Source organism: Janthinobacterium sp. JC611 (assembly GCF_018682595.1).
In the GTDB taxonomy this organism is placed as follows: domain Bacteria; phylum Pseudomonadota; class Gammaproteobacteria; order Burkholderiales; family Burkholderiaceae_D; genus Janthinobacterium.
The window spans coordinates 47,989-73,331 of sequence record NZ_JAFLJN010000015.1 but is presented as its reverse complement, the minus strand read 5'-3'; the positions used below and the strand labels follow the sequence as shown (position 1 = coordinate 73,331).

Sequence of the window (25,343 nt, the reverse complement as noted above, 5' to 3'; positions counted from 1 at the left end):
CACGCGTCCACTGTAGCGAACTTATGTTGTTCGGAAAACAAATTAAAAAGAGTTTGGAAAGCTGAAAAACGTATATGGAGGATTTATGCAGCGCGGCGGCGTTCGCGCAGTAAAAACCGGGCAGGATCGAGCGCCTCGGCCAGCTGGCGCTCCAGCGGCAGCGGCTCGCCCTCCAGCTGGCACGCCAGCAGCTCGGCCGCCAGCGGCGCCCAGATCAGGCCACGCGAGGCATAGCCCAGCAAGCCAAACAGGCCGGGCCAGCGGGGCACGTCGCGCAGGCGCTCGCAGCGGCCCGGCACGCCGGGATCGGGCAAGGCGCCTGCCAGCGGCAAGCGGTCCGGCGCCACGCAGCGAAAGCCCGTGCGCCCGGCCAGCGGCGCCTCGAACGGAGCCACGCCGAGGATGTCGGCGATCTTCGCGATATTGTCGTGCTGGCTGACCATGCGCAAGCTGCCGTCCTCATCGGCATCATAGGTCGCGCCCACGCACACGACGCCCTCATGCGCCGGCGTCATGTAGGCTTCGCGGCAGGCGACGAACGGTAAGGAAGGCAAGCTGCCTTCGGCCAGGTGCGTGACCTGGCCGCGCACGGCGTCCAGCGGCAGGCCGGCCGCCTGCTCGAAATCGACCGCTCCCGTGCCCGCCGCCAGGATGACCGTGGGCGCCGCCGCGATCAGGGCGCCGTCCGCATCGCGCACCAGCCATTCCTGATCGCCACGCGCCAGGCGCAGGGCGCTGCTGGAAAAGCGCCGCGTGAGCAAGGCGCCGCAGGCGTCCAGCATGGCGGCGCAGACGGAAGACGGGCGCGCCCAGCCGCCCTGCTCGAACCACCAGGCGCCGTCGGGCGCCGGCGCGCCCAGCATGGCGCTCGCCTCGGGCGCTTCCAGCCAGCGGGCGAATTCGCGCGGATACACGCCACTGGCGGCGATGTGCCGCTGCACGTACGCGTGTTCGGCATCGCGCGCCAGGTGCAGCACGCCGCATTGCGCGCCATCGAAGGCGGCGCCGATGCCGCCCAGGTCTTGCCAGCGGCGCAGCGAGTACAGGTAGGCGGCGCGTACCAGGCGCGTGGCGATATTGTCGTCCTTCGACATCAGCGGCATGAAGATGCCGGCCAGGTTGCCCGACGCTTCGCTGGCCGGCTGCGCGTGGCGCTCGACCAGCGTCACCTTCCAGCCGCGCGCGGCCAGCCGTTCGCAGGCGGCCGCACCGGCCACGCCAGCGCCGATGACGATGGCGCGCCGCTCGGGCGCGGTGTCGGCCGCGTACTCTTGGCGCCGCGCATAAAACACGGCGCGCAAGCGGCTCTCGTCAAACACAAAACCCTGCTGTTGCAGGGCCGCGCGCTGCGCCTCGTCCAGGTGCACGGCCTGCAGGCGGGCGCCATCGGCCATCAGGCGCGCCAGCACCGGCGTGGCCGCCGGTACCCAGGCCAGGTGTACTTCATCGACGCGCGCCGACAATTGCGCCAGGCAGGCATCGGGCTCGCCGATCAGCACATCGAGCGTGACGCGGCCATCGGGCGAGACCATGCGGTGCAGGCCCGGCACGCAGGGCGGCCATTGCGCGCGCCACTGCTCGGGCAAATGGCTGGCATCGACGGGACGCGGCGCCAGCGCGATGTAGTGCAGGCGGCGGCCGCCATGCGCCGCGCAGACGGCACGCAGGCGGGCGCCGTCAAAATCCGTGTCGAGCAGGACCAGCGCGCGGCGCATCACTGCCCCGCGCGGCGGCAAAAACAGGTCGGCGCATGGTCGTTGACCATGCCGATGCCCTGCATGTAGGCGTAGACGATGGTCGAGCCGACGAACTTGAAGCCCCGCTTGAGCAAATCCTTCGACAATTGGTCGGATAAGGCCGTCTTGGCGGGAAACTCGCCCGGCCGCCAGCTGTTGACGATGGGCTGGCCATCGACGTACGCCCACAAAAAGCTGTCCAGGGTATGACCATCCGCGCGCAGGCGCAGGTAGGCTTGCGCATTCGTGATGGCGGCCGCCACCTTCAGGCGGTTGCGCACGATGCCGGGGTCGAGCAACAGCTGCGCCACCTTGTCCGGGCCATACGCGGCGATCTTTTCCGCATCCCACTGGTCGAAAGCGGCGCGGTAGGTGTCGCGCTTGTTGAGAATGGTTTCCCAGCTCAGGCCCGCCTGCGCGCCTTCCAGGTTCAGCATCTCGAACAGCCGGCGCTCGTCGTGGCAGGGCACGCCCCACTCCGTGTCGTGGTAGTCGAGATAGCGGGGATTGGCCGGATTGGCCCAGGCGCAGCGGGTAATGGTCGCGGTCATCGTCATGGTCATGTTCTTCAGGTGCGGGCAAGCACCAGTATAGTTTATCGGCCGCGCAGCAGGCGCCCCAGTTCCAGCAAGCCGTGCGCCATCTCGGCCGGGGGAATCGCCGCAAAACCCAGCAGCAGCCCTGGCGGCGTGGCGCACGCCGGCCCCGCCGCCGGATCCGCATAGTGGCCCAGCGGGCGCAGTTCGATGCCGCGAGCCAGGCCCGCGCGCGACACCGTTTCCTCATCGTGGCCGGCGCGAAAATACGCGCACAGTTCCAGGCCGCTGTCGGCCGGGCCGCACAGCAGTTGGTCGTCGAGTTCGCGCGCCAGGCCGCGCACCAGCAGGTCGCGCCGTTCGGCATTGCTGTCGCGCGTGCGGCGGATATGCCGGCCAAAGTGGCCCTCGGCGATGAAGTCGGCCAGCGCCATCTGCGGCACGATGGCCGCGTGGCGGTCCATCACGGCCTTGGCCTGCACCAGCGCCTCGACCAGCGCGGGCGGCGCCACCATGTAGCCCAGGCGCAGCCCGGGGAACAGCACTTTCGACAGGGTGCCCACGTACACCACGCAACCGGCCCGGTCCAGGCTTTGCAGCGAGGCCAGCGGCGCGCCCGCGTAGCGGTATTCGCTGTCGTAATCGTCCTCCACCAGCCACGCCTTGTTGCGCGCGGCCCAGGCCAGCAAGGCCAGGCGGCGGGGCAAGCTCATGCTCACGCCCAGCGGCATCTGGTGCGACGGCGTCACGTAGGCCAGCCTGGCCTGCGGGCAGTGCGCCGCGCCATACGCCACGTCGAGCCCCTGCGCATCGACGGGGACGGGAAAAACCTGCGCGCCGGCCGCGCGCAAGGGGCCGCTGGCGCCGCGGTAGCCGGGCGACTCCATCCAGGCCGCGTCGCCCGGCGCCAGCAGGATGGTCGACAACAGAAACAGCGCCTGCTGCGAACCCGAGGTGATGACGATCTGCTGCGGCGTGCACTGGACGCCGCGCGACGCTTTCAAATACACGCACAGCAGTTCGCGCAGCGGCAGGTAGCCGGCCGGGTCGCTGTAGCCGAACTGATGGTCGGGCCGGCGCCAGCGGCGCGCTTCCAGGCGGTTCCACACGTCGAACGGGAAATGGTCGATGCGCGGCATGCCGACGCGGAAAGCGCGCAGCGGGCCCCGGTGGAAGGCCACCTGGCGCATGGCCGCCACCACGCCCTGCCCGCGCGCCGACAGGGGCCGCAGCAGGCCGGGCGCGTCCGCCTTGCCGGCCGGCGCGGCCAGGCACACGGGCAGCGGTACGTCGCGGCTGACAAAGGTGCCGCGCCCCACGGCGCCATCGAGATAGCCTTCGGCCGCCAGCTGCGCATACGCATTGAGCACCGTCTGGCGCGACACGGCCAGCAGGCGGCAAAAATCGCGCGTGGGCGGCAACTGCATGCCGGGGCTGATGCGGCCATCGAGGATGGCGGCCTTGATGGCCGCATACAGCTGGCGAAACAGCGGTTCGACGGCGTCGCGCCGCAGCGGCAAGGCGGCGATGATCTGGTTCAGGTGGGAAGCTGGCATGGCTAGTCTCGACATTGGTAGCTTCAAGATAGCACTTATTGGCTGTTTTAAATAGCCAAAACTGGCGCTAAGATGGCCCTTCCCCTTCCACTCTTGCGGAGCACCCATGCATCAGTTTTTCGCCACCGTGGCCTGGCAGCGCGACGGCCAGGATTTCGCCGGCCAGCGCTACAGCCGTGGCCATGAATGGCAGTTCGACGGCGGCCTGACGGTCCCCGCCTCGTCCTCGCCCCTGTCCGTGCCGCTGCCCATGTCGGTGGCGGCCAACGTCGACCCGGAAGAAGCGCTGGTGGCCGCCACGTCGAGCTGCCACATGCTGTTCTTCCTGTCGCTGGCGGCGCAGCGCGGCTACGTCATCGACGACTACCGCGACGAAGCCGTCGGCGAGCTGGGAAAAAATGCGGCCGGGCGCCTGGCCATGACGCGCATCGTGCTGCGTCCCCGTATCGTCTTCGCGGGTGAAGCGCCTTCGCCCGAGGCGCTGGCCACCCTGCACCATGATGCGCACGAGCGCTGCTACATCGCCAATTCGCTCACGGCCGACGTGGTCGTGGCAGGAGCGCACTAGATGTACACGCCCGCCACCTTCCGCGAGGAGCGCCTCGACGTGCTGCATGGCCTGCTGGCCGCGCATCCGCTGGGCGCGCTGGTGCGCCACGGCGCCGATGGCCTGTGCGCCGACCATCTGCCGTTCGAGATCGGCGCGCCCACGCCCGAGGCCCCGTTCGGCATCCTGCGCGCCCACGTGGCGCGCGCCAATCCGCTGTGGCGCGGCGCCGGCGGCAGCGAGGACTGCATGGTGATCTTCCAGGGGCCGCACGCCTACATCACGCCCGCCTGGTATGCGGAAAAACAGCGCAGCGGCAAGGAAGTGCCGACCTTCAATTACGCGGTGGTGCACGCCCACGGTCCCCTGCGCGCCGTCGACGATGCGGCCTGGCTGCTGGCATTGGTGGAGCGGCTGACGGCGCGCCATGAAGCGGGGCTGGCCGCGCCGTGGCGGGTGAGCGATGCGCCGGCCGGCTATATCGACAAACTATTGAAAGCCATCGTCGGCATCGAGATTCCCCTCGCGCGCCTGGAAGGGAAATGGAAGCTGGGACAGAACCGCAGCATGCAGGACCAGGCCAGCATGGCGCACGGCCTGGCGCTGGACCATCAACCGGGCGCAGCGCAGGCGCTCGGCGCGCTGATCGCCGCCAACGTCACGCCGGCCAGCTGACGGCCGCCGAAAACGTCAGGAAGCCCATAGTCGGGAAAGCCGCCACCAGCGAACCGAAGGCGGCGTTGTTCCGGTCGATGCGATGGCTGGACGCCGGGCGCAAAAAAAGGCCGCTCGCGCGGCCCAAGGAGGTTTCAGGGAAAACGCCGGCAGCCGGCTAGGGCTTGAGCTGGGCGCGGATCTCGCCGGCCGGGTAGGCGGCGCTGTGCACGTTCACGTACAGGTTGCCTGCCTGGTAGCTCGCATACTGGGGCGGTGTGAGCATGGCGCCGGCCGGCACGGCAAACATGCCTTCGGCGGTCTTCACCAGCGGCACGATGACGGGGCCATTGGCGCCGACGGGCGCTTCATGGATATGCGCGACGGTGGCCACCATGCCCGTGTAGCGCACGCCGCCGCTGACGCTGCGGTCGTGGGCGACGCGGATATTGCTGCTGCCGCTGGCCATGCTGGTATTGGCCGGCACTTCCTGCGCGCCCGTCAGGGTGACGTCATGGCCGCCCGGGTGGTGCGGACCATGGGAACAGGCGCCCAGCAAGGCGGCCAGCGCCAGCACGCCGGCGGCGCGGCGCACGTGTTGTGGCAATGTGATCATCGCAGTACTCCTTCAACGGACATCGGCTCACGGATGGCGCCCTGCCCTGCACTGCCGGGCCTGCGCCGCACTTGTTGCATGGTGCGACAGTAACGCCATGCCGCCTTGTCCGCTTTGCTGTACGCCAAACTTGCTGCTCGCCCGCAGCGCATCTTCAGGCCAGATGCCCTTCCGCCACCCAGCCGCGGTTGGCGGCCGGCGCCTTCGGCTTGGGTGCGATGCCGCTGCTTTTTTCCGCATCGAGGATGATGCTGCGCATGCTGTCGCTGGCGGCCGGCCCAGGCGCGAACGCGTAGTACTCGTCATTGATGGGCAAGCCCGTCGTGGCGTCGACCAGCACCGGGTCGGCGGCCAGGCCCGTGTCGCGGCTGGCAATGACGAGGCTGGCCCCTTCCGGCGCGAAGTTCTCATTACCCCAGGCAATAAAGGCCAGCAGCACGGGCTTGAAGGCGCGCCCGGACTTGGTCAGCACGTAGTCGTAGCGGGGCGGCTTGGCGCAGTACAGGCGGCGCGTCATCAAGCCCCCTTCCACCAGGTCGGCCAGGCGGCGCGTCAGGATGGTGGGCGCGATCTTGAGGCTTTTTTCAAATTCATCGAAACGCGTCTTGCCATAAAACGCTTCGCGCAGGATGAGGATGCTCCACCATTCGCCCACCTTGCCGAGGCTGCGAGCTATCGGGCAAGGCAAATTATTAAAGTTGGTATGTTTCATGACCATCTCCTCGCATAAATTCCAGCACATCGATCAAAAAATGCCCTTTGCAGCATCAACACTTCAGTTACTATTCATTTGCAAGCCACTCGCCGCCCATGGCAACGGCATCAAAATACGCAAAAAATCACTTTTTTATTGCTCTATTACAATAATGCCTTGTTCAACCACCCCATCCCGGTGCGAAAAACGTTGCCAGCCAGCCCAGCACGCGCGACTGCCAACAGGCGTTTTTTACTCGATAGATGCACGATGACTCCTTTGAAGCTTGCCGTACTGCCCGCCCTGTTCACCCTCGCCGTTTGCCAGACCACCACCGCCGGTACTGTCTCCTCCGCCTCGTTCCAGGCCACCTTCGTCATCCACGAAGCGTGCACCGTCGTCTCGCAGCGCGGCATGGCCCGGGTGCAGTGCCGGCACAACTCGCCCTACCTGATGCAGCAGCAAGCCACGCCATCCGGCGCCGGCCTCGTCACCGTCACCTTCTAAAAATAAACCGTCGCCGTGACCGTGTCCTTGTAATCGCCAGGACGCGGTGCAGCCTGCGCCGGCACACGGCCGTAAATCGTCAGCGGCACGCTGGCCCCCGTTCCCGTGCCCGTCACCATGCTGGTGCCGGCCGTGCCATCCCCCCACAGTGGGCCGTCGAGGGTGGCCGACAGGCGATAACTGAGCTGGTCCGTCGTCAGCGTATTTTTCATTTGCCGATTGGCCACGCTGGCCGCCACGCTGCCGCCGTTCAAGGCGATCTGGTAGGCGTTGTTGTTCACGCAACGCACCGACAGCGTGCTGGTGCTGCGCAAGCTGCCCGTCAGGATGGAGGCGTTGGCGAACGCCATCGGACTGGCCGTGATGGTGCAGTCATTGACGGCCGTGGCATTCACCGTGAAACCGAAACTGCCGCTGTTGACCGTGCAGCCGAACAGGTTGATCAGGCCATACGTGGTGTAGGTGTACGTACCCTGCCCCGCAAAGCTCGAGGTATAGACGGTATTGGCGTTGGCCACCGTGGGCACGGCGGCCAGGGCCGTGCCGGCAGGGATCTTCGCGTACACGGTAAACGTGGTGGAATACGTGCCGGCCGGCGCCAGCAAGCCGGCCGACAGGAAGATCGTGAAGAACGACGGTGCGCCCGCCACGCCGGCGCCGCCCCAGATCTTCGCCGTCGCATACGAACTGTCCACGTACACGTTGTACTCCATGCGGTTGCTGCCGTTGCCCAGGTTGCGCGGCAGGGCCGAGGTGGAATTGCTCCCCAGCCCCAGCGAAATGCACGCTTGCGCATTTGGCGTGAGCAATTGCCCCAAATTCAGCGAAAAGAAATCGCAACTGAGGGTGCCCGTTGCCTGTGCCACGTAATCGCTGCCGGAAATCGGGCTGACGGTGCCGAAATCGATATTCGTCATGCTGACCGAGCAGGTATCGGCCTGCGCGGTACCGCCCCAGGCGCAGCCCAGCAGCAAAGCCAGCCAGAGCAGCAGGCGGCGCATCAGCGGCTCCTCGCGGCGCCGGCGCTGCAGCGCAGCGGGCCGATCACGGGCAAGCCGCCCGCGGCAGGGCGCACATACGCAAAGCGCACCGTGCACGCGCTGTCGCCCTCACCGACTTGCAACTGATTCTGTTCGAGCAAATCGTCGACGAAAATGATGCCGTCAAATCCCACCACCGTCTGCTTGCCGCTTTGCATGTGCAGCACGGACAAGCCCGTGGCCAGCGGCTTGCCGTCGGCGCCCTGGACGATGACGGTGGCCGCACTGTAGCGTTCGATGGGGAAGGCGGCCAGCACGCCGGCCAGGTGTTGCGGCACCACATTGATGTTGATCACCGGCACGCGCGCATCGACGGCCAGGTCTTCGGTGGCGATGCTGATCTGGTTATTGCCATAGGGATTCAAATTCGGCACCAGCAGATAGCCGCTGCTGCCCGTCACGCCGATCTGGCGATTTTCATGCAGCACGGGAATGTCGGCCACGCCGCCCGTGGAGACGAGGGCGAAACCGTTGCCCACCTGGCGCGCCGCCGCCACGTGGCCATCCATCAGCACCAGCGCGCCGGCGGCGCCCAGCGAGGAAGCATTGCCTGCGTCGCCGCCTTGCACGCGCGCGTACGCGCGCCCCTCATTGCCCAGGTATTCCACTTGCGCCTGCCGATAGGCATTGCCGCCCGCCGTGCCCGCCTGCATATTCCAGCCGAAGCCGCCGCCGAAGTCCGCCGCGCGCTGCGCGCTGACGCTGCGGCCGCTCTGGCCATTTTGCCGGCTGCTGTTGACGCTGATGGCGAGATTGTTGTCGAACGCCATGCTCAAGCCAAAGTAGAAACCCCGCTTCTCGCGCTGCCGCAAATCCTGGAACAGGCTGGCGTTGAAGAACAGGCCGTGGAACAGGGTGGCCGAATAGCCCGCGGTGGCAATCTTCGACGGCGGCGCGCCCGCCGTGCGGTAGCTGATATAGCTGGTGCTGACGCTGCTTCCTGCCGGCAAGGGCAGGCTGACGGTGAAACGGTCCGCCGCGCGCACCACGGGGCTGCCGTCGCGCGCGGCCAGGTCGCCAAATCCGGCGCTGGCGCGCACGCTTTGCGCATCGACGCTGAAGCGCGGCCCCAGGTATTGATAGCCGGCGCCCACCTGCGCGCCGCGGCTGCGGCCGGCGCTGGCCGACAGCGTACCGTTGAGCACGCCGGCTTGTCCCAGCCGCAGCAAGGCGCCCGCCCCCGCCTGGTACAGGCCGGCGGCCAGCTCCGCATGGCCTTCGAGCGTGACACTGTCGCTGACGCCATGCCGGGCCGAAGCGCTGGCGACCGGCCGGCCGTCATAGCCGAACAGGCGGCGGCCATAGTCGCGCCGCACGGCGCCCGCCTCGAACGAGTAATCGCTCAAGCCGCTGGCCAGCAGGCGCGTATCGACATACAGGGGCAGCACGGTCGTCACGCTGCGTCCCAGCGCATCGCGCGTGATGAGGGTGGCTTGCCCCGCGCCATTGATGCCGGCCACCTGGTTCAGGACGAATGGGCCGCTGGGAACGCTGGCAGCATATTGCTGCACGCCATTGACGTACAGGCTCAGCGACGAAGGCACGAGCGCCGTGCCGTCGACGGAAGCGACGGGAAAGGTCAGCAAATCGGGACGCAGCTGGAAATTCTTGCGCCACTGCACGCCGCCGATGCGCACGGCGCGGCTCCAGCTCAGCGACGAGGAAATCAGGTCGCCCACTTGCCACGTCTGCAGGGTGTCAGGGTTGGCGCGGCTCCAGAAGGTGTCGAAACGCATGTATTGGCGTTGTCCCGCCCCCAGATTCAGGGTACCCGTATTGCAGAAGACGCCGCTATCGTTGAAATAGCGCAAGTCGTTGAAGATGGCGACACGCCGCGTCTGGCCCAGCTCCGCATAGGCTTCGTAATTGAGGACGGCGCCGGGCGTGACCTGCGCTGGCGGCGCCTGCGCCGGCGTGCGCGCGCTGAGGCGGTAAGGGGTGCGCAAATCGTCCGCCACCTGCAGCGAGATGCTCTGGCGCGCGGCGTCATAATCGTAGCTGAGCCCCGGGATGGCATCGAGCACCACTTCGGTCTGACCGGGCGCGACCAGGCGCGCCGGGTCCAGCCCCAGCTGCTGCAAGTTCGCCACACTGCTGCGCAAGCGTCTACCCGCCTGGGTAAAACGCAAGATCAGCCCGGTTGATTCAGCATTCACGCTTACCTCCAGATACAGTTCATTCGGTGCCGCCGGATCGCCGGGCAGGCGGGCCGGGCCAGGATCGGCCCCCGTCACCCCATTCGCCGCCGTCCCCTCGGCCCGCGCCAGCGGCGCCAGCGCCAGCGCCAGCAGCAGCAAGGTCCAGCAAGTCCGCCATGTCAGTGCGCGTTTCATGGTTCAAGCCGGTTGCGCCCGCTGCGGCGGCACGCGCCAGGCGTGCACGCCAGGACGGTAGTGTTCAAGGTGTGGAATTCGTGGCAATGAGCGCCTTTGCATTCACGTTCACCGCGATACCCAACGGTCCATCCAGTTCGGCCTCCCGGGCGACGGGCAGGCGCCACACGCGCATGCGTCCCGCCAGCACGTAGCCAAACAAGCCCTTGCTGATGACAAATTCCTTGCCGCGCTGGTTCGTCAGCGTCAGCGCGCCGATCTGCGCATGGAAGTTGCCGCTGTTCTTGATACGCAACATCCACTCGCCCTGCTCGCGAAAAACCTGCCAGGCGAGCACTTCCTTGCCTGGCGCACCGCCCGGCAGCACGAAGACGGGCACCGAGTAACGCAGGCGGATATCGACGCCGCTGCGGCCCGTGTCATCCTCGCGGCTGATCTCGTCGATGAGCACGCGGTAGGTCTTTTCCTGCGCGACCGGACCCGCCTGCGCACGCACCAGGCGGATGGTCTGCCGGCTGTTGGGAGCGATCTCGACAATGGGCGGGCTGGCCACCAGCTCCTGCGTCGGCGCCAGCACTTCCTCGCCGTCGCGCTGATCCCAGGCAAATACGCGCACCTGGCCATACATGGGCTGCTCGCCCAGGTTTTGCAGGTTGATCCCCGTCGCGCTCTGTTCCGCGCGGAAATTGAGCGTCACCGGCGAAATCTGCAGGTTCGCGCCGTGCGCGCCTGCGGCGTGGCAGGCCAGCAACGCCAGCAAGCACCTGAGCACGGAGGCAAGACGGGCCTTCACGCGGGGTCCGGTTTAAAAGTACACGGTGGCCGTGATGGTCGACTTGTAGGTATCGGGCGCCGGTGTCGCCTGTGGCGGAATGTTGCCGTACACGGTGAGCGGCTGCGACGTGCCGTTGCCGGTGGCGCCGACCGTATCGGTGCCCTGCGTATCGCCCCACAGGGTGGCGCCGGCCGTCTGGTACAGATTGAATTGCACCTTGCCGAGATTGCCGCCGGTGCCGCTCATGTAGCGCGTGGTGCCGGTCGAGCCCGTACCCGAACCGGCCGTCAGTCCCACGTTGTACGGCGTGGTATTGGTGCAGGTGACATTCACGGTCGTATTGACGTTAACGGCAGTAGCCAGCACGCCCTGACTTTGGCCAAAGTCGAGATTGGCCGCCGAAATGGTGCAGTTGGCGATGATTTTCAGGGTGACGTCAAAGGTGGCGGTATTGCTGCCGTTCAGATAAACGGCGGCGTCGGCCTGGCCGGACAGCAGGACCGTACCGGCGATGGCGACGCTGGCGGCAGCGGCACAGCGGGAGAAATTAACTCGCAACATGATACCTCCTGATGATGGAACATCATTAATGAGCCCGCCAATATGAGGGGCATCGAGGATAGTCACGGTATTGCCGGCGTTTTCTTGGGCACGCAAACCAGGACGACAAAAAACTGGTGCCGAGAGTCAGGAACCCGGGGACTCCGGCATTTTTTGCAGCATTTGCAAGACAGATTTTTTAACAAGCGACATTGCTTTAAATCAATGCATGAGTGAATTATTAGCGATCTGTGAAAACGCCGCTTCTTCTTGCGGAGAAACCTCTTTTGAAACACGAGAAAAACAGAAAAAAAAGAAAAAGCGAGGCATAATAAGCTACAACTTGCTATTTGGTTAAGTCATCCATGCCATGCCATTGACCAGCGAAACCATCAAAAAGAACATCTTGATCGTGGACGATTCCGCGTTCGAGCAGCGCATGCTGATGGAGTTGCTCAGCGAGCAGCCCTACCGTTTCAGCATCGCCTTCAACGGTTACCAGGGCTACCAGCTGGCGCTGGCCACGCATCCCGACCTGATCCTGCTCGACGTGCGCATGCCCGAGATGGATGGCTACACGGCGTGCCGTTTGCTCAAGGCCAATCCCGAGACGGAACAGATCCCCGTGATCTTCCTCAGCGGCGCCGACGCCGCCAAGGAACGCATCATGGGCTTGCAGGTGGGCGGCGTCGACTACATTTCGAAGCCGTTCACGCCGGAAGAACTGGCCGCGCGCATCCATATTCACCTGGGTTTGATGCGTAAAAGCAACAGTACCTTGCCGGCAGCGACGCCGATCAGCGACAGGCCGCAGCATCCCGACCTGGTGTTCGTCAATGCGGTCAAACAACTGATTCTCGACAACTTGGGCAGCCTGCCGAACCTGTCCGAAATCGCCCGCAGCGTGGGCACTTACCGCGAAAAGCTGACCCTGATGTTCCGCGAGCAGACGGGCATGACGGTCTTCGCCTTCATCCGCGAAGCGCGCATTGCCCGCGGCGTGGAATTGCTGCAGCAGACCGAGATCGACGTGCAGGACATCGCCCTGCTGATCGGCTTTCACAACGCGGGCAACTTCGCCACCGCCTTCCGCGAGCGCATGGGCGTCACGCCCAGCGCCTACCGCCAGCGCCTGCAGGAGCAGACGGGCCAGCGGCAGGCGGCCAACGGACACTGACGCTAGAACTTGTAGTTCAGCTTGAGCGCCGCGACGCGGCCGCGCGGATCGGCCTGGGTAAAGTCAAAGCCGGTGGAGGCATAGTCCCAGGGCGCCCGTTTGTTGGCCAGGTTTTGCACGATGAAGGTGACGTTCGCCTGTGGCGTCACCTGCCAGCTGCTGGTCGCGTCAAAGGTGCTGAAGGCGGCCACCGATTCATCGAGATGCGTCTCCTGCGCATAGCTGCCCACGTAATTCCAGGTGAGCGTGGACGACCACTTGCCCTGTTCCCAGGTGGCCGACGTGACGCCGCGCCATTTCGGGATGGAGCCGAAGTGATTGGTGCCGGCGCCATTGGTCAGCGGCGCGCCATCGGACAGCGGCTCGGCAAAGCGCAGCACGCGGCTCAGCTGGCCCGCCAGGGTCAGCTTGCCCCAGTCCTTGTCGACGAAGCGCTGGCGCAGGTCGATATCGATGCCCGACACTTCGCGCTGGCCCTGGTTGCGGAACTGGCGGTACAGGGTCGTGATGCGTCCATCGGCGCCGCGCGTGATCTGTTGCGGCGCCGTCTTTTCATTCGCGAGAATGGTGGTGGCGCTGGCCGTGCCGATCACGCCATCCTGCTTGATGCGGTAGTAATCGAGGCCGATGCTGGAGCTGCTGGTGGGTGACACCACCACGCCCAGATTCAGGTTTTTCGACCGCTCCGGGCGCAGGTTCGGATTGGCGATGGTCATCACCGTCACGCCGCGCGCCTGCGTCGGCGTGAGCGGATCGCGGGCATCGATCACGCTGGTATAGCTGACGGCCGTGCTGTCGGTGATTTCCGGCAGCGACGGCGCGCGGAAGGCGCGTGAAACGGTGCCGCGCAGCAGCAACCAGGGCGCCGCCTGATAGCGCGCGCTCGCTTTCGGCGAAAACGCATTGCCGAAGTCGCTGTAATGGTCGGCGCGGCCGGCCACGTTGACGGACAGGTCTTTTACGACGGGCACGTTGAATTCGGCGAACAGGGCCGACACATTGCGCGAGCCGTTGATGATGTTGAGCGCGGGGCGCAGTTCCGTGCCCGACAACACCGCCGTCGAGGTTTGCGCATCCATCTTTTCGCGGCGCCATTGAGCGCCGGCGGCAAAGCCCAGCGGACCGGCCGGCAAGTCCCAGATATCCTTGGCCGCCGAGAAGTCGAGCGTGTCGAGGGTCGACTCGGCCGGGCGCAGGGTCGACAGGCGCAGGCGGTTGCGCACGGCTTCGCTGTTTTGCGACTGATCAAAGAAATTGTAGCTGCCCTCGGCCAGCACCTTCTGGAATTCGTAGCGGTTGACGAAGTTCTGCACCGTTTCTTCCAGCTTGCTGCTGGAATGGGCCACGGCCGTATCCCAGTCCCAGCCCGCCCACGTGCCCTTGGCGCCGGCCAGCGCGCGGTAGAAGGTGACGCGGTCCTGCTTCAGGCGCGGTCCCAGGTCGAACAGCGTGGCAGTGAAGGGCAAGGGCGTCGTGCCCGGATTGTTCGGGTGGCCCACGGGCAGCACCACGGGAATGGTATCGAGCAGCTTGGTGCTGTTGTTCCACACGCGCGTGGCGTTATTCACCGTCAGTGGCGCGCTGAAGGTCTGGTCGGCGCGCGAATAACTGTGCAGCAGGTCGACGTAGGCTTCCGTGTCCGCGTTCAGCTTGAGGGTGCCGCGCAGCGACGAGTGGATGCGCTGGATGCCCGGAATCAGCGTCTTGTACGGCGCCGGATTGTAGGCCAGCACCTGGCCGCTGCGATCGGGATTGATGTCGTGGTACGGCACCAGTTGCAGCGGGCCGCGCACGCCGCCGAGGGTCTGCGTGGGATCGTTGCCGGCGTAATTCGTGGCGGTCCAGCCCAGGCTGCCGCGCTGCTGCTGGCGGTAATCGGCGTCGCGCAGCCATGCCACGTCGCTTTGCTGCAGCTTGTCGCGCTGCTGCGCGTCGACCGAGAAGACCACGCTGTAGCCATCTTCCTCAAGCTTGCCGAAACCCGTTTGCAGCGCCGCGCTCTTTTCATGCTGGCCCGTGCCTTGCGTCGAGCCGCCCCATTGCGCCGTGATGTCCGTGCCCGTGAATTCCTTGTACAGGATGATGTTGACCACGCCGGCCACGGCGTCGGAGCCGTACACGGACGAGGCGCCATCCTTGAGCACCTCGATGCGCTGCACGGCCGCCATCGGCAGGCTGTTGAGGTCAACGAAGGTCTGCTGCAAGTCCTGCGCCGTGGCATAGCTGGCCACGCGGCGGCCATTCACCAGGATCAGGGTGTTTTGCTGGCCAATGCCGCGCAGCGACAGGCCCGAGGTGCCGGCCGAAAAACTGCCCGTGTATTGTTCGTTGTAGCTGTTGCCGCTGTTGGCGGAGATGGCGCGCAGCACGTCCGACACGCTGGTCTTGCCGCTGGCTTTCAATTCCTTGGCCGTGATGACTTGCACGGCGCTGGCGCCCTCCTTTTCGCTGACGCGGATATTCGATCCGGTGACATTCACGCGCAGCATGTCGTCTTCTGCATGGACGAAAGCGGGAAAGGCGGCGGCGATGGCAAGACTGATGGCGAGTGGTTTGAACATGGTTTCCTCTTATTGGGATTGCAGCCTTTTTCCGATAAAAAAGGCCGAACAGGGGCACGCGGGCCGGGTGGGCCTGCGGGCAAAACGACGATGGGGGGGGTGAAGCGCTTACGGGATGCGTGGACGGGCACGCACCGGCATCGACTGCGCCATGCATTGCATGGTCAGCTGGTGCGGGGCGGTATAAAAACAGGCGGAAATGGTAAAACGCAACATAAAAGACACCGGTAAGCGGGGAAAGGCCACTATATCCCGGCGTCTTTATGGCGTGAACGAATTAAAAATTGATTGTATATATGATTTGAATCTAAGGACTTGTCGTTTGACAACATTCAGGCATCGGCATGCGCCACTGGCGCCAGCGCCGCGCGGCGCGCCTGCACGTTCCACCAGTACCAGGAAATCAGGGCATTGACCCAGTAGGCCGCATACAGCACGGCCGTCAGGTGCAGGCCGCGGCTGTAGTACAGCGGCACGGCCACGGTGTTGACCAGCAGCCAGAAAGCCCAGGTTTCGATGCGCCGGCTCATCAGCAAAAATTGCGCGATGATACTAAATACCAACACCGCCGAATCGATGAAGGGTGCGTAGGCATTCGTGAAGCGGTGCAGCAGCATGCCATAGATCACCACGGAGGCGATGCCGGCCGGCACCACCCAGGCCAAGGTGCGCCAGCGCGTGCGCGTGATCGGCAAGGGCTTGCCGCCGGCGCCGCGCCGCCATTGCAGCCAGCCGATGACGCAGGTGACGATGAAAAACAGTTGCAGCATCACGTCGGCGTACAGGTTGACCTGGAAAAACAGCACGGCAAACAGCACGCAGCCGACCATGCCGATCCACCAGGAATGAATATTATTGCGTCCGGCCAAGATGATGGAGGCAGTCATCAATACATTTGCGGCGATCTCGAGCGGGGGAGTCAAGCGGATTTCCTTTGCAGGGCAGTGGTTGCACCGCGCCACTATAGCCGATTACACTGCGCGGTGTTCGCCGTGCCGGAAGCGACGCCCATGGGGGCACGCGGCAAAAAACGCGCGTAGATCGAGAAAATGCGAGTCAGGCCGCGCTTCAGCAGCCGCAGCCCTTGACTTCCATGGCCATTCTGGCACATTGAATATCAAGTTGAAACTCCTGGGAAGTCTCCATATGCGCATGCGCCATCTCCTGTTTGCGGCAGTGCTCGGCGTATCCGCCCTGCCCGCCGTGGCTTGCCGCATGACGATGGCGCTGGAACAGTGGCCGCCGTATCTCCATCGCGATGCCCAGGGCCGCGCTACGGGCCTGGACCTGGAACTGCTGCGCGCCATCTTCAAGGAAGCGCACTGCACCCTCGTCACCGTGCCGGAACTGCCCACCGCGCGGCGCCAGCTGCTGTTCCAGAAGGGGGGACTGGACCTGATGCTGGCCGCGTCCGAGACGCCGGAACGCCAGTCGTATGCGCGCTTTTCCATTGCGTATCGCGACGAAACCGTGGGGCTCTTCAGCAAATCCGGCGCGCCCGCCGCCCAGCGCCAGCTCGCCAGCTTCGCGCAGCTCGCGCGCGGCAAGGCGACCTTGCTGGCGCCCAAGGTGGGCTGGTATGGCGCGCAATACGCCGCGGCCCGGCCGGCGCTGGAAAAGGCCGGCCGCCTGAACGCGTTCGGCAGCTTCCAGCAAGGCGTGCGCATGCTCGAGGCGGGCCGCGCCGACCTGCTGCTGGGCGACGTGCTGGCCGTGCGCCACGAAGCGCGCCTGCAAGGCGTTGCCTTGAGCACCCTGCCCTTCCTCGTCCTGCGCGCCCCCGTGCACCTGATGCTCAATGCGCGCACGACCAGCGCCGCCGACCTGGCGCGCCTGAACGCCGCCATCACGCGCCTGGAACAGCGCGGCGTGCTGGCGGCGATACGCAACAACTACGAAGCGCCGTAGCGGACTGGCACGCTTCAAACGATGCGGGCGAAGCGGCCGCTGTTGAAGTCCTCGAACGCCTGCGCGATTTCCGCTTCGGTATTCATGACGAAGGGACCGTGGCCGACGATGGGTTCATCGATCGGCTCGCCGCTCAGCAGCAGCACCACAGCGTCGTTGTTCGCCTCGACGGTGATGCTGTCGCCATCGCGCCCGAACAGCGCCATCTGCGCTTCGCGCACCACGCTCTCGCCATTCACCAGTACCGTGCCGTGCAGGACGATCAGCGCCGTGCTCCAGCCGGCGTGCACCGGCAGCTGCGTCAGCTTGCCCTGGGCCAGGCGCACGTCCCACACCTGCATAGCCGAAAACGTGCGGGCCGGGCCATGCTGGCCAGCGAAATCGCCAGCGATCACGCGCACGGAACCGGCGTCCTCCGGCAGCGCCACCGTGGGTATCGTGTCGCTGGTGATGGCCTGGTAGCCGGGCGCCGTCATCTTGTCTTTGGCCGGCAGGTTCACCCACAGCTGCACCATTTCCAGCGTGCCGCCCGACTGCGTGAAGGCAGGCGAGTGAAACTCTTCATGCACGATGCCGGCGCCGGCCGTCATCCATTGCACGTCACCGGGACCGATCACGCCGCCCTGGCCCGTCGAATCGCGGTGCGCCACTTCGCCCTTGTAGACGATGGTCACCGTTTCAAAGCCCCGGTGCGGGTGCGAACCGACGCCGGGCGGACGCGTGCCGGGCGCAAATTCGGCGGGACCGGCATAGTCGAGCAGCAGGAAGGGACTCAGCTGCTTGCCATGGCCGCCGTAGGAAAACATCGAGCGCACGGGAAAACCGTCGCCGACCCAGTGCTGGCGCGGTGCGCTGTAGATACCTGTGACTGTGTTCATCTCGATCTCCTGTTGGGGTTTCTATTACGATACAGATAGCATACTCCCGCAACGATGAAGGCGATAGACGGTAAAATTCGCCATCAGCGTTCCAAAAATAGAACGATCAAGGAGGCGGCATGCAGGACCTGAATGACTTGTATTACTTTGCGCAGGTGGTCGAGCATGGCGGTTTCGCGCCGGCCGGGCGCGCGCTGGGCATGCCGAAATCCAAGCTGAGCCGGCGCATCGCGCTGCTGGAAGAGCGCCTCGGCGCGCGCCTGCTGCAGCGCACGACGCGGCATTTTTCCGTCACCGACTTGGGCCAGACGTTTTACGAGCATTGCAAGGCCATGCTGGTGGAAGCGGAGGCGGCGCAGGACGCGATCGAGCTGACGCGGGCCGCGCCACGCGGCACGGTGCGCCTGTCCTGCCCCATCGCCCTGCTGCATTCCCTGGTCGCGCCCATGCTGGCCAGCTTCATGCGCGCGCATCCGCAGGTGACCCTGCTGCTCGAAGCGAGCAACCGCCGCGTCGACCTGGTGGCCGAAGGCATCGACGTGGCCATCCGCGTGCGCCCGCCGCCGCTGCCCGACAGCGACCTGGTGCTGCGCGTGCTGGCCGAACGCAGCCAGTGCATGGCGGGCAGCCCGCTGCTGTTCGCCGGCGCGCCGCTGCCGCAAGCGCCAGCCGACCTGGCCGATTGGCCCAGCCTGGCCCTGGGCGCGCCGCAACAGCAGTACCAGTGGGATTTGCATGGCCCCGATGGCGCGCGCGCCCAGCTGCGCCACACACCGCGCTTCGTCACGGGCGACATGCTGGCCCTGCGCGACGCGGCCGTGGCCGGCGTGGGCGTGGTGCAGCTGCCGACCATGATGATCACCGCGCAAGTGGCCGATGGCAGCCTGCTGCCGCTGATGGCGCAGTGGCGGCCGCAGCGCGAAATCATCCACGCCGTCTTCCCGTCGCGGCGCGGCCTGCTGCCGGCCGTGCGCGCGCTGATCGACCACCTGGCGCACGGCTTCGCCGCGCTGGAGGAAGAGTGAGGGTTTTCAGGTACGATGGCGCATTCGCCAACCGCCCGGATGCCGCATGCGTTTACTGATTTTGTCGGACCTGCACCATGAGCTGTGGCGCGACGAAGCGCCGCAGGGCGACCTTGCGCTCAGCTGCCCCGACGCCGTCATCCTGGCGGGCGACATCGACACGGGGTCACGCGCCGTCGCCTGGGCCGCCACCACGTTCGCGGGCCTGCCCGTGCTGTACGTGCATGGCAACCACGAAGGCTATGGCCACCACCTCGACAAGGTGCGCCAGGAGCTGCGCGCGGCCTGCGCCGCCACGGACAACGTGCATTTTCTCGACGCCGACAGCCACGTCATCGCCGACCAGGCAGGCAACAAGGTGCGCTTCCTGGGCGCCACCCTGTGGACGGATTTCCGCCTGCTGGGCGACGACACGCGGCAGGCGGCCATGCGCGACGCGGAAGCCGTCATGAACGACTACAAGCGCATCCGCCTGGCCAACATGGGCTTTCGCAAGCTGCGCGCGGCCGACACGGCCATGTTCCACGCGCAGCAAAAAGCCTGGCTGGCGCGCGAACTGGCGCAGCCCTTCGACGGCCGCACGGTGGTCATCAGCCACATGGCGCCGTCCCTGCTGTCGGTCGACGATGCCTACGGCAGCGAGGGATGTTCGCCCGCCTACGCCTCGCGCCTGGACGAGCTGGCCGCGCAGGCGGACCTGTGGGTACATGGCCACATCCATGCTTCGCGCGATTATCGCATCGGCCCGTGCCGCGTCGTCAGCAATCCGTGCGGCTACAAGTCGCGCAGCGGCACGCCGCAAAATCCCGCTTTTGATCCGAACCTCATCGTCGAGCTGGCCGCACCTTAATCCTCCGGCTTCAGACGGCCCGCCAGCCATTGCTGCAGGCGGTGCTTGCCGGCCCGGCGCGCCGCGCGCGGCGATGCCTCCGACTGGTGCGCACCGGCGCCGCCGCGCAGCCTGGCGGCCGCCACGAGCGGATTGCGCGGCTTCGGCGTGGCTTTCAGTTTGATTTTCATGGTTGCTCCTTTCAGCCCTTGATGCAGACGACCTGGCGCAGGGTATGCACCACTTCCACCAGGTCGCTCTGGTGCGCCATGACGGCGTCGATATTTTTATACGCGGCCGGGATCTCGTCGACCACGCCGCCATCCTTGCGGCACTCGATGCCGGCCGTCTGCTCGGCCAGGTCGAAGCGGTTGAAGCGGCGCTTCGCCTCGCTGCGGCTCATGCTGCGCCCCGCCCCATGCGAGCAGGAACAGAACGATTCCGGGTTGCCCTTGCCGCGCACGATGAAGCTGCGTGCCCCCATGCTGCCGGGGATGATGCCCAGCTCCCCCTGCCGCGCCGAAATGGCGCCCTTGCGCGTCACATACAAATCCGCATTGCCATGCGTTTCGCGCGCAATGTAGTTGTGATGGCAGTTGATCGCTTCGCCATCGAGCCGGAACGGCGGCGCATGCTTCGCCAGCACGTCGAGCACGCGGCGCATCATCTCGCTGCGGTTGAGCAGCGCATAATCCTGCGCCCAGTCCACGGCCTCCACGTAGTCGTCGAACACCGCGGAGCCTTCGCTCAAGTACGCCAGGTCGGCGTCCGGCAGCTGCAGCTGGTGGCGCCGCATGTCCTTCTGCGCGGCGGCGATGAAGTAACGGCCAATCACGTTGCCGATGCCGCGCGAACCCGAATGCAGCATGATCCACACGCGCTGTTCCTCGTCGAGGCAGATTTCGATGAAGTGATTGCCGCCGCCCAGGGTGCCTGCCTGGCAGATCCACGTGCGCTCGAACTGGCGCAGCATCTTGGCGATGCCGCGGTGGCGCTCGACGATGCGCGCCAGGCGGTCGCCGAGGGGCCGCACGGCGCGCGCCTGGCGCGAGCCTTGCACGCGGCTCCATTCGTGCTGCTCGAAGCCGACGGGCACTTCCGCTTCGATGGCGCTGCGCAGGCGCGCCAGGTTGTCGGGCAGGTCGCTGGCCGTCAGCGTCGTGCGCACGGCATTCATGCCGCAGCCGATGTCGACGCCGACGGCGGCCGGGATGATGGCGCCGCGCGTGGGAATCACGCTGCCGACGGTGGCGCCGATGCCGGCATGCACGTCAGGCATGGCCGCCACATGCGGATGGACGATGGGCAGGCTGGCGATATTGTGCAGCTGGCGCAGCGCCTGCGCATCGATATCGTCGGTAAAAATATGCACGGGCACCTGGGCGCCGTGCAATGTCTGATGGATGGGCATAACGTATTCCTTGGTCTTGTCGTCATGCCGGGGCTCCCATGAAACAAAAAACCCCGGCGAGTTTCCTCACCGGGGTTTTGAAGGACACCGGCTCGGGATCGGCAATGTGCCGATGGCCCCGAGCGTCATGCACGGGGCTAGTGGTCGTACTTGCTGCCAGCCTGCTCGAACATGGGTTTCCTTTCTTTTATCTGGTTAATCTGAACTGCGGACGATGATTCTGCACCTTATGCTGCAGTGCGTCAACCGCTTTTCATGGCGAAGACGCCAACGTTGTTATTTTGTCGCAGCCGCCTTTTCTTTCGCGATGCGGGCATCGAGCCTGGCTTCATTGTTGGCCGCGTAATGGCTGCACGCCTGCGCATCGATGAAGGGATTCGGCGTGACGCCTTCCAGCAATTGCGTCAGCTTCTGGTCGCCGCCGGAGTGGTCGGGGTGGGCCGAGATCAGGATGTCGCACGGCAGTTTGGCGAAGTCCTGCATGACGCGGCGGAAGGCCGGCGTCAGGTCCGCATGGCGTTCATCGCCCAGGTAATGAAAATCGTCGGCCGCCACCGGCGTGAGGCTGGCGCCGAACACCACGCTCAGGCATTCCTGACGCTCGGCATCCTCGCACGACACCCAGGTCCAGCTGGTGCTGCCCGGCGTATGCCCGGGCGTGTAGCGCGCCGTGATGGTCACGTCGCCCAGTTGCAGGGTTTCGCCATCGGCGATCTCGCGCACGTTCTCCACGGCCGGCATGGGATCGATTTCGCCCGCTTGCGGGTCCATGGCGAGCACCGATCCCGCGCGCAGCGCCTGCGCGCCGAGCGGGCTGGCCACCACTTGCGCGCCGCTGTCGCGGGCCAGGGCGGCGATGCCGCCCGAATGGTCGAAATGCGCTTCCGTATTCAGGATGAACTTGATGTCTTGCAGGCGAAAGCCCAGCTCGAGGATGTGTTCCTTGATGGCGGCCACCGATTGCGGCAACGCGCCGTCGATCAGGATCAAGCCTGCGCGCGTATCGATCAGCACCACGCTCAAGCCGCCCACGCCCACGTAATACGTGTCGCCGTGGATGCGCGCCGGCTGCTGCGGGCGGTTCCATTGCGCCGCATACGGCGAGGCGATCGGCTGCGTCAAAGGATCGACGGCGGGCGTGGCGGCATGCGCCGTCAACGGCAGCGCCATGGCGGCCAGCGCGACACTGAGCAAGGTCTTGGGAAAGAAGAAAGGCGGCATGCGGCTCCAGGAAGATAGGCGGGATGAATCGATGCCATAGAGTAACGTCGCCAGCCTCGCACGGTCAAGCGGACGGACGCGGCCACTTGCGCTACGATAGAGGCCCATCGACTGCCGTGCGCCTTGCCGCGCCCACCGCCATGCGCTTGCTGATCCTGTCCGACCTGCACCTGGAAGTCTGGGGTGAAGACACGCCCGCCATCGAGCTTGCCGCCTGCCGCCCCGACGTGGTGATCCTGGCCGGCGACATCGACACGGGCAGCCATGCCGTCGCCTGGGCCGCGCGCACCTTCGGCGCCCTGCCCGTGCTGTACGTGCATGGCAACCACGAAGGCTATGGCCATCAGCTCGAACGCATGCAGGACGCCGTGCGCGACGCCTGCGCCAGCGCGAATGCGCACGGCGCCAACATCCGCCTGCTCGACGGCGACGCCGTGGAACTGGGCGGCGTGCGCTTCCTCGGCGCGACCCTGTGGACGGATTTCCTGCTGTTCGGCGCCGAGCGCCAGGAAGAAGCGCTTAACGCGGCGCAAGCCTACATGCCCGACTACAAGCGCATCAGCACTGGCGGCGATGCGCCGCGCCTCTTGTGCGCGGCCGACACGGCGCAGCTGCACGCGCGCCACCGCGCCTGGCTGGAACGGCAGTTGGCGCAGCCCTTCGATGGCAAGACGGTCGTCATCACGCACATGGCGCCCTCGATGCTGTCGGTGGAAGAACAGTACGCGACGAACCTGGGTTCGCCCGCCTTCGCCTCGCGGCTGGACGATCTCGTGGCGCAAGCGGACCTGTGGGTACATGGCCACATGCATGCATCGCTCGACTATCGCATAGGCGGCTGCCGCGTCGTGTGCAACCCGTGCGGCTACAAGCGGCCGGACGGCACGCCCGAAAACGAACGCTACGATCCCGGCTGCATCGTCGACATCGCCAGCGCGGTTTAATTTTTCCGATAGCGCAGCTGCGCCACGCCGCTGGGCAGCTGGCGCGTGCCGTCCAGGCGCCAGTCGCTGCGCGGCAAGCCATCCTCGAACAGGCGCACGCCCTTGCCCAGCACCACGGGCAGCACGGACAAGGTGACGCTGTCGATGACGCCTTCGCGCAAACCGGCGCGGATGACGGCGCCGCCGTCCAGATACACGTGGCGGCACCCCTCCTCTGCCAGCTCCCGCAGCACTTCCCGCACGCTGCCTTCGCGGCGCTGCTCGCCATGGCGCGGCGCGAAGTCGCGGTGGCTCAAGACCACCACGCGCTTGCCCGCATACGGCCATGGCTCGAATCCCAGCACGGCGTCATACGTGGTGCGGCCGATCAGCAGGGTATCGACCTGCTCCATCAAGGCCGCGTAGCCGGTCGCCTCGGGCGAGTCGGGCGCCAGCTCGGCCAGCCAGGACAGGTCGCCATTCTCTCCCGCGATACAGCCGTCGATACTGATGCCGAGAAAAACGCTGACAGAAGATTTTTGCATGGGTGTGCTTTCATTTAATTCTACGGTGTAGAATTATGCCCATGAAAACCGCAAAACTTCAAGCCATCGCCTCTCCCGTGCGCCGCGCCGGGCGTCCGCGCCGCGCCGCGCCCGCGCTGGACAGCGCCAGCATCCTGCAGGCGGCCCTGGCCCTGCTGGAAGAGCAAGGCGAAGCGTTTTCCATGCGCGCGCTGGCGCAACGCCTGGGCGTCGACGCCATGGCCGTGTATCACTACTACGCGGGAAAAGAGGAATTATTGCTGGCCTTGATGGCGCAGCGTTTTGCCGCGCTCGATCCGCAGCGGCCGCCGTTTACGCGGCGCCAGGCCGCGCCACGACGTGTGCTCGCGCTGTGCGCGCTGTACCTGGAACTGGTCAGCGCCACGCCGTATTTCGTGCGCCTGATGGCGCGCGGGCTGGTGACGCAAGCCGACGTGACCGAGCGCTTCACGGCGCTGTTCGAGCTGGCCGTCGACGGGCTCGCGCTGGACAAAAAAACCCGGCTGCGCGGGCGCGATGCGCTCGTCGATTTCCTGCACGGCTACGCGCTGGCGGGCCGGCCCGCCAGCGAGACAGCCTGGCATGCTTCGGTCGGCCTGATCCTGGCGGGCATGGCCGCCCGCAGCTAGCCTGGCATCAGGCCAGCAGCTTGAGCAGCGCCTGGGCGGCCGCTTCCGACGACGCGGGATTCTGGCCCGTGACCAGCAAGCCATCGGTGACGGCGTACGGCTGCCAGTCGCCCAGCCTGGAGTAAACGCCGCCGTTTTGCTTGAGCATGTCCTCGACCAGGAAAGGCACGATGGCACTCAGGCCGACGGCATCTTCCTCGCTATTCGTAAAGCCCGTCACCTGCTTGCCGCGCACCAGCGGCGTGCCATCCGCCGCCTTCACGTGGCGCAGCACGCCGGGCGCGTGGCAGACGGCGGCGACGGGCTTGCCGGCGGCGATCATCCGCTCGATCAGCGCGATCGAGTGCGCATCTTCGGCCAGGTCCCACAGCGGGCCATGGCCGCCCGGGTAGAACACGGCGTCAAAGTCGGCCGCCTTCACGTCGGCCAGCTTGCCCGTGTTGGCCAGCACGGCTTGCGCAGCGGCGTCCTGCTTGAAGCGGCGCGTGGCGTCCGTTTGCGCATCGGGTTCGTCGCTTTTCGGATCCAGCGGCGGCTGGCCGCCGTGGGGCGACACCACCGTCAGCCTGGCGCCCGCTTCCTGCAGGGCATAGTAGGGCGCGGCGAATTCTTCCAGCCAGAAGCCGGTTTTCTTGCCGGTGTCGCCGAGTTGGTCGTGCGAGGTCAGTACCATCAGGATGTTCATGTTGCGTCCTTTTATGT

At 66.0% G+C, this 25,343-nt stretch carries 26 protein-coding genes; 9 read left to right on the top strand and 17 right to left on the bottom strand.

Going from position 1 to position 25,343, the window contains the following annotated elements:
- Nucleotides 1-83: 83 nt before the first annotated feature.
- From mnmC1 to pdxR, 3 genes are read right to left on the bottom strand one after another with little or no spacing between them, the layout of a single operon-like run.
- Complete coding sequence (gene mnmC1 / locus J0O65_RS11325) at nt 84-1,715, bottom strand: FAD-dependent 5-carboxymethylaminomethyl-2-thiouridine(34) oxidoreductase MnmC1 (protein ID WP_215406804.1); 1,632 nt, start codon at nt 1,713-1,715, stop codon at nt 84-86.
- Entirely contained in the window at nt 1,715-2,287 is a 573-nt protein-coding gene (locus tag J0O65_RS11320) for a DNA-3-methyladenine glycosylase I (RefSeq protein WP_215406970.1), read from the bottom strand. The genes mnmC1 and J0O65_RS11320 overlap by 1 nt, the downstream gene beginning before the upstream one ends.
- Nucleotides 2,288-2,331: 44 nt before the next feature.
- Nucleotides 2,332-3,828 (bottom strand): MocR-like pyridoxine biosynthesis transcription factor PdxR, encoded by a 1,497-nt coding sequence (pdxR, locus tag J0O65_RS11315; RefSeq protein ID WP_215406802.1) that lies wholly within the window; start codon nt 3,826-3,828, stop codon nt 2,332-2,334.
- Between the two features lie 106 nt (nt 3,829-3,934).
- Between pdxR and J0O65_RS11310 the strand changes: the two genes are divergently transcribed.
- Both J0O65_RS11310 and J0O65_RS11305 read left to right on the top strand, forming a co-directional pair.
- Entirely contained in the window at nt 3,935-4,396 is a 462-nt protein-coding gene (locus tag J0O65_RS11310) for an OsmC family protein (RefSeq protein WP_215406800.1), read from the top strand.
- On the top strand, nt 4,397-5,050 hold the full coding sequence (locus tag J0O65_RS11305) for an FMN-binding negative transcriptional regulator (protein WP_215406798.1): 654 nt from the start codon (nt 4,397-4,399) through the stop codon (nt 5,048-5,050). It abuts the gene before it with no gap.
- 157 nt (nt 5,051-5,207) lie between these two features.
- On the opposite strand, the gene J0O65_RS11300 is transcribed toward J0O65_RS11305, so the two are convergent.
- Nucleotides 5,208-5,645 (bottom strand): CHRD domain-containing protein, encoded by a 438-nt coding sequence (locus tag J0O65_RS11300; protein ID WP_215406796.1) that lies wholly within the window; start codon nt 5,643-5,645, stop codon nt 5,208-5,210.
- Nucleotides 5,646-5,799: 154 nt separating this feature from the next.
- A complete protein-coding gene (locus tag J0O65_RS11295) occupies nt 5,800-6,357 on the bottom strand; it encodes a winged helix-turn-helix transcriptional regulator (RefSeq protein WP_034753667.1) in 558 nt (185 codons plus the stop codon).
- A gap of 252 nt (nt 6,358-6,609) precedes the next feature.
- Between J0O65_RS11295 and J0O65_RS11290 the strand changes: the two genes are divergently transcribed.
- A complete protein-coding gene (locus J0O65_RS11290) occupies nt 6,610-6,846 on the top strand; it encodes a hypothetical protein (protein ID WP_215406794.1) in 237 nt (78 codons plus the stop codon).
- On the opposite strand, the gene J0O65_RS11285 is transcribed toward J0O65_RS11290, so the two are convergent.
- From J0O65_RS11285 to J0O65_RS11270, 4 genes are all read right to left on the bottom strand, one after another.
- On the bottom strand, nt 6,843-7,847 hold the full coding sequence (locus J0O65_RS11285) for a Csu type fimbrial protein (protein ID WP_215406792.1): 1,005 nt from the start codon (nt 7,845-7,847) through the stop codon (nt 6,843-6,845). The genes J0O65_RS11290 and J0O65_RS11285 overlap by 4 nt on opposite strands.
- On the bottom strand, nt 7,847-10,219 hold the full coding sequence (locus tag J0O65_RS11280; RefSeq protein ID WP_251373672.1) for a fimbria/pilus outer membrane usher protein: 2,373 nt from the start codon (nt 10,217-10,219) through the stop codon (nt 7,847-7,849). Before J0O65_RS11280 ends, J0O65_RS11285 begins: the two co-directional genes overlap by 1 nt.
- Nucleotides 10,220-10,283: 64 nt before the next feature.
- A complete protein-coding gene (locus tag J0O65_RS11275; protein WP_353056182.1) occupies nt 10,284-11,012 on the bottom strand; it encodes a fimbrial biogenesis chaperone in 729 nt (242 codons plus the stop codon).
- A 12-nt stretch (nt 11,013-11,024) separates the two neighbouring features.
- Complete coding sequence (locus J0O65_RS11270; RefSeq protein WP_215406790.1) at nt 11,025-11,555, bottom strand: Csu type fimbrial protein; 531 nt, start codon at nt 11,553-11,555, stop codon at nt 11,025-11,027.
- A gap of 349 nt (nt 11,556-11,904) precedes the next feature.
- On the opposite strand from J0O65_RS11270, the gene J0O65_RS11265 reads away from it, so the two are divergent.
- Nucleotides 11,905-12,711: a response regulator transcription factor gene (locus J0O65_RS11265; RefSeq protein ID WP_215406788.1), complete on the top strand. Its 807-nt coding sequence runs from the start codon at nt 11,905-11,907 to the stop codon at nt 12,709-12,711.
- 2 nt (nt 12,712-12,713) lie between these two features.
- Here J0O65_RS11265 and J0O65_RS11260 read toward each other — a convergent pair whose 3' ends face one another.
- Nucleotides 12,714-15,272: a TonB-dependent receptor gene (locus tag J0O65_RS11260; RefSeq protein WP_215406787.1), complete on the bottom strand. Its 2,559-nt coding sequence runs from the start codon at nt 15,270-15,272 to the stop codon at nt 12,714-12,716.
- Nucleotides 15,273-15,604: 332 nt separating this feature from the next.
- A complete protein-coding gene (gene pnuC / locus J0O65_RS11255) occupies nt 15,605-16,195 on the bottom strand; it encodes a nicotinamide riboside transporter PnuC (protein WP_215406786.1) in 591 nt (196 codons plus the stop codon).
- Nucleotides 16,196-16,424: 229 nt separating this feature from the next.
- Between pnuC and J0O65_RS11250 the strand changes: the two genes are divergently transcribed.
- The gene (locus tag J0O65_RS11250) at nt 16,425-17,180 is read left to right on the top strand and encodes a substrate-binding periplasmic protein (RefSeq protein WP_251373671.1); all 756 of its coding nucleotides are present in this window, start codon (nt 16,425-16,427) and stop codon (nt 17,178-17,180) included.
- Between the two features lie 14 nt (nt 17,181-17,194).
- Here the strand turns inward: J0O65_RS11250 and J0O65_RS11245 are convergent, their stop codons facing one another.
- Nucleotides 17,195-18,058, bottom strand: a complete 864-nt coding sequence (locus J0O65_RS11245) for a pirin family protein (RefSeq protein WP_215406784.1) — start codon at nt 18,056-18,058, stop codon at nt 17,195-17,197.
- Nucleotides 18,059-18,177: 119 nt separating this feature from the next.
- Here J0O65_RS11245 and J0O65_RS11240 point away from each other — a divergent pair, with 119 nt between their 5' ends.
- Both J0O65_RS11240 and J0O65_RS11235 read left to right on the top strand, forming a co-directional pair.
- The gene (locus J0O65_RS11240; protein WP_215406783.1) at nt 18,178-19,083 is read left to right on the top strand and encodes a LysR family transcriptional regulator; all 906 of its coding nucleotides are present in this window, start codon (nt 18,178-18,180) and stop codon (nt 19,081-19,083) included.
- Nucleotides 19,084-19,129: 46 nt separating this feature from the next.
- A complete protein-coding gene (locus J0O65_RS11235) occupies nt 19,130-19,933 on the top strand; it encodes a metallophosphoesterase family protein (RefSeq protein WP_215406782.1) in 804 nt (267 codons plus the stop codon).
- Here J0O65_RS11235 and J0O65_RS11230 read toward each other — a convergent pair.
- From J0O65_RS11230 to bla, 3 genes are all read right to left on the bottom strand, one after another.
- The gene (locus J0O65_RS11230; RefSeq protein ID WP_215406781.1) at nt 19,930-20,103 is read right to left on the bottom strand and encodes a hypothetical protein; all 174 of its coding nucleotides are present in this window, start codon (nt 20,101-20,103) and stop codon (nt 19,930-19,932) included. The genes J0O65_RS11235 and J0O65_RS11230 overlap by 4 nt on opposite strands.
- Nucleotides 20,104-20,114: 11 nt before the next feature.
- Complete coding sequence (locus tag J0O65_RS11225; protein WP_215406779.1) at nt 20,115-21,323, bottom strand: RtcB family protein; 1,209 nt, start codon at nt 21,321-21,323, stop codon at nt 20,115-20,117.
- A 276-nt stretch (nt 21,324-21,599) separates the two neighbouring features.
- Complete coding sequence (bla, locus tag J0O65_RS11220) at nt 21,600-22,544, bottom strand: subclass B3 metallo-beta-lactamase (RefSeq protein ID WP_215406777.1); 945 nt, start codon at nt 22,542-22,544, stop codon at nt 21,600-21,602.
- An 86-nt stretch (nt 22,545-22,630) separates the two neighbouring features.
- Between bla and J0O65_RS11215 the strand changes: the two genes are divergently transcribed.
- Nucleotides 22,631-23,488, top strand: a complete 858-nt coding sequence (locus J0O65_RS11215; RefSeq protein WP_353056181.1) for a metallophosphoesterase family protein — start codon at nt 22,631-22,633, stop codon at nt 23,486-23,488.
- Here J0O65_RS11215 and J0O65_RS11210 read toward each other — a convergent pair.
- Nucleotides 23,485-24,012 carry a dihydrofolate reductase family protein gene (locus J0O65_RS11210; RefSeq protein ID WP_215406775.1) on the bottom strand — a complete coding sequence of 176 codons (528 nt, stop codon included), beginning with the start codon at nt 24,010-24,012 and terminating at the stop codon, nt 23,485-23,487. The two genes, J0O65_RS11215 and J0O65_RS11210, sit on opposite strands and share 4 nt — an antisense overlap.
- Before the next feature lie 41 nt (nt 24,013-24,053).
- On the opposite strand from J0O65_RS11210, the gene J0O65_RS11205 reads away from it, so the two are divergent.
- Complete coding sequence (locus J0O65_RS11205; RefSeq protein WP_215406773.1) at nt 24,054-24,641, top strand: TetR/AcrR family transcriptional regulator; 588 nt, start codon at nt 24,054-24,056, stop codon at nt 24,639-24,641.
- Between the two features lie 7 nt (nt 24,642-24,648).
- Here J0O65_RS11205 and J0O65_RS11200 read toward each other — a convergent pair whose 3' ends face one another.
- Nucleotides 24,649-25,326, bottom strand: coding sequence for a type 1 glutamine amidotransferase domain-containing protein (locus J0O65_RS11200; protein WP_215406771.1), 678 nt, complete (start codon nt 25,324-25,326; stop codon nt 24,649-24,651).
- Between the last annotated feature and the right edge of the window lie 17 nt (nt 25,327-25,343).

Bases quoted from the DNA above. Each gene is read 5' to 3' on its own strand.
- J0O65_RS11310 (WP_215406800.1), top strand. From the start codon at position 3,935: ATGCATCAGTTTTTCGCCACCGTGGCCTGGCAGCGCGACGGCCAGGAT.
- J0O65_RS11290 (WP_215406794.1), top strand. From the start codon at position 6,610: ATGACTCCTTTGAAGCTTGCCGTACTGCCCGCCCTGTTCACCCTCGCC.
- J0O65_RS11240 (WP_215406783.1), top strand. From the start codon at position 18,178: ATGCAGGACCTGAATGACTTGTATTACTTTGCGCAGGTGGTCGAGCAT.
- pdxR (WP_215406802.1), bottom strand. From the start codon at position 3,828: ATGCCAGCTTCCCACCTGAACCAGATCATCGCCGCCTTGCCGCTGCGG.
- J0O65_RS11260 (WP_215406787.1), bottom strand. From the start codon at position 15,272: ATGTTCAAACCACTCGCCATCAGTCTTGCCATCGCCGCCGCCTTTCCC.
- mnmC1 (WP_215406804.1), bottom strand. From the start codon at position 1,715: ATGCGCCGCGCGCTGGTCCTGCTCGACACGGATTTTGACGGCGCCCGC.
- bla (WP_215406777.1), bottom strand. From the start codon at position 22,544: ATGCCGCCTTTCTTCTTTCCCAAGACCTTGCTCAGTGTCGCGCTGGCC.
- J0O65_RS11235 (WP_215406782.1), top strand. From the start codon at position 19,130: ATGCGTTTACTGATTTTGTCGGACCTGCACCATGAGCTGTGGCGCGAC.
- J0O65_RS11305 (WP_215406798.1), top strand. From the start codon at position 4,397: ATGTACACGCCCGCCACCTTCCGCGAGGAGCGCCTCGACGTGCTGCAT.
- J0O65_RS11270 (WP_215406790.1), bottom strand. From the start codon at position 11,555: ATGTTGCGAGTTAATTTCTCCCGCTGTGCCGCTGCCGCCAGCGTCGCC.
- J0O65_RS11205 (WP_215406773.1), top strand. From the start codon at position 24,054: ATGAAAACCGCAAAACTTCAAGCCATCGCCTCTCCCGTGCGCCGCGCC.
- J0O65_RS11200 (WP_215406771.1), bottom strand. From the start codon at position 25,326: ATGAACATCCTGATGGTACTGACCTCGCACGACCAACTCGGCGACACC.
- J0O65_RS11245 (WP_215406784.1), bottom strand. From the start codon at position 18,058: ATGAACACAGTCACAGGTATCTACAGCGCACCGCGCCAGCACTGGGTC.
- J0O65_RS11210 (WP_215406775.1), bottom strand. From the start codon at position 24,012: ATGCAAAAATCTTCTGTCAGCGTTTTTCTCGGCATCAGTATCGACGGC.
- J0O65_RS11300 (WP_215406796.1), bottom strand. From the start codon at position 5,645: ATGATCACATTGCCACAACACGTGCGCCGCGCCGCCGGCGTGCTGGCG.
- J0O65_RS11225 (WP_215406779.1), bottom strand. From the start codon at position 21,323: ATGCCCATCCATCAGACATTGCACGGCGCCCAGGTGCCCGTGCATATT.
- J0O65_RS11250 (WP_251373671.1), top strand. From the start codon at position 16,425: ATGCGCCATCTCCTGTTTGCGGCAGTGCTCGGCGTATCCGCCCTGCCC.
- J0O65_RS11285 (WP_215406792.1), bottom strand. From the start codon at position 7,847: ATGCGCCGCCTGCTGCTCTGGCTGGCTTTGCTGCTGGGCTGCGCCTGG.
- J0O65_RS11230 (WP_215406781.1), bottom strand. From the start codon at position 20,103: ATGAAAATCAAACTGAAAGCCACGCCGAAGCCGCGCAATCCGCTCGTG.
- J0O65_RS11295 (WP_034753667.1), bottom strand. From the start codon at position 6,357: ATGAAACATACCAACTTTAATAATTTGCCTTGCCCGATAGCTCGCAGC.
- J0O65_RS11265 (WP_215406788.1), top strand. From the start codon at position 11,905: ATGCCATTGACCAGCGAAACCATCAAAAAGAACATCTTGATCGTGGAC.
- J0O65_RS11320 (WP_215406970.1), bottom strand. From the start codon at position 2,287: ATGACCGCGACCATTACCCGCTGCGCCTGGGCCAATCCGGCCAATCCC.
- J0O65_RS11280 (WP_251373672.1), bottom strand. From the start codon at position 10,219: ATGAAACGCGCACTGACATGGCGGACTTGCTGGACCTTGCTGCTGCTG.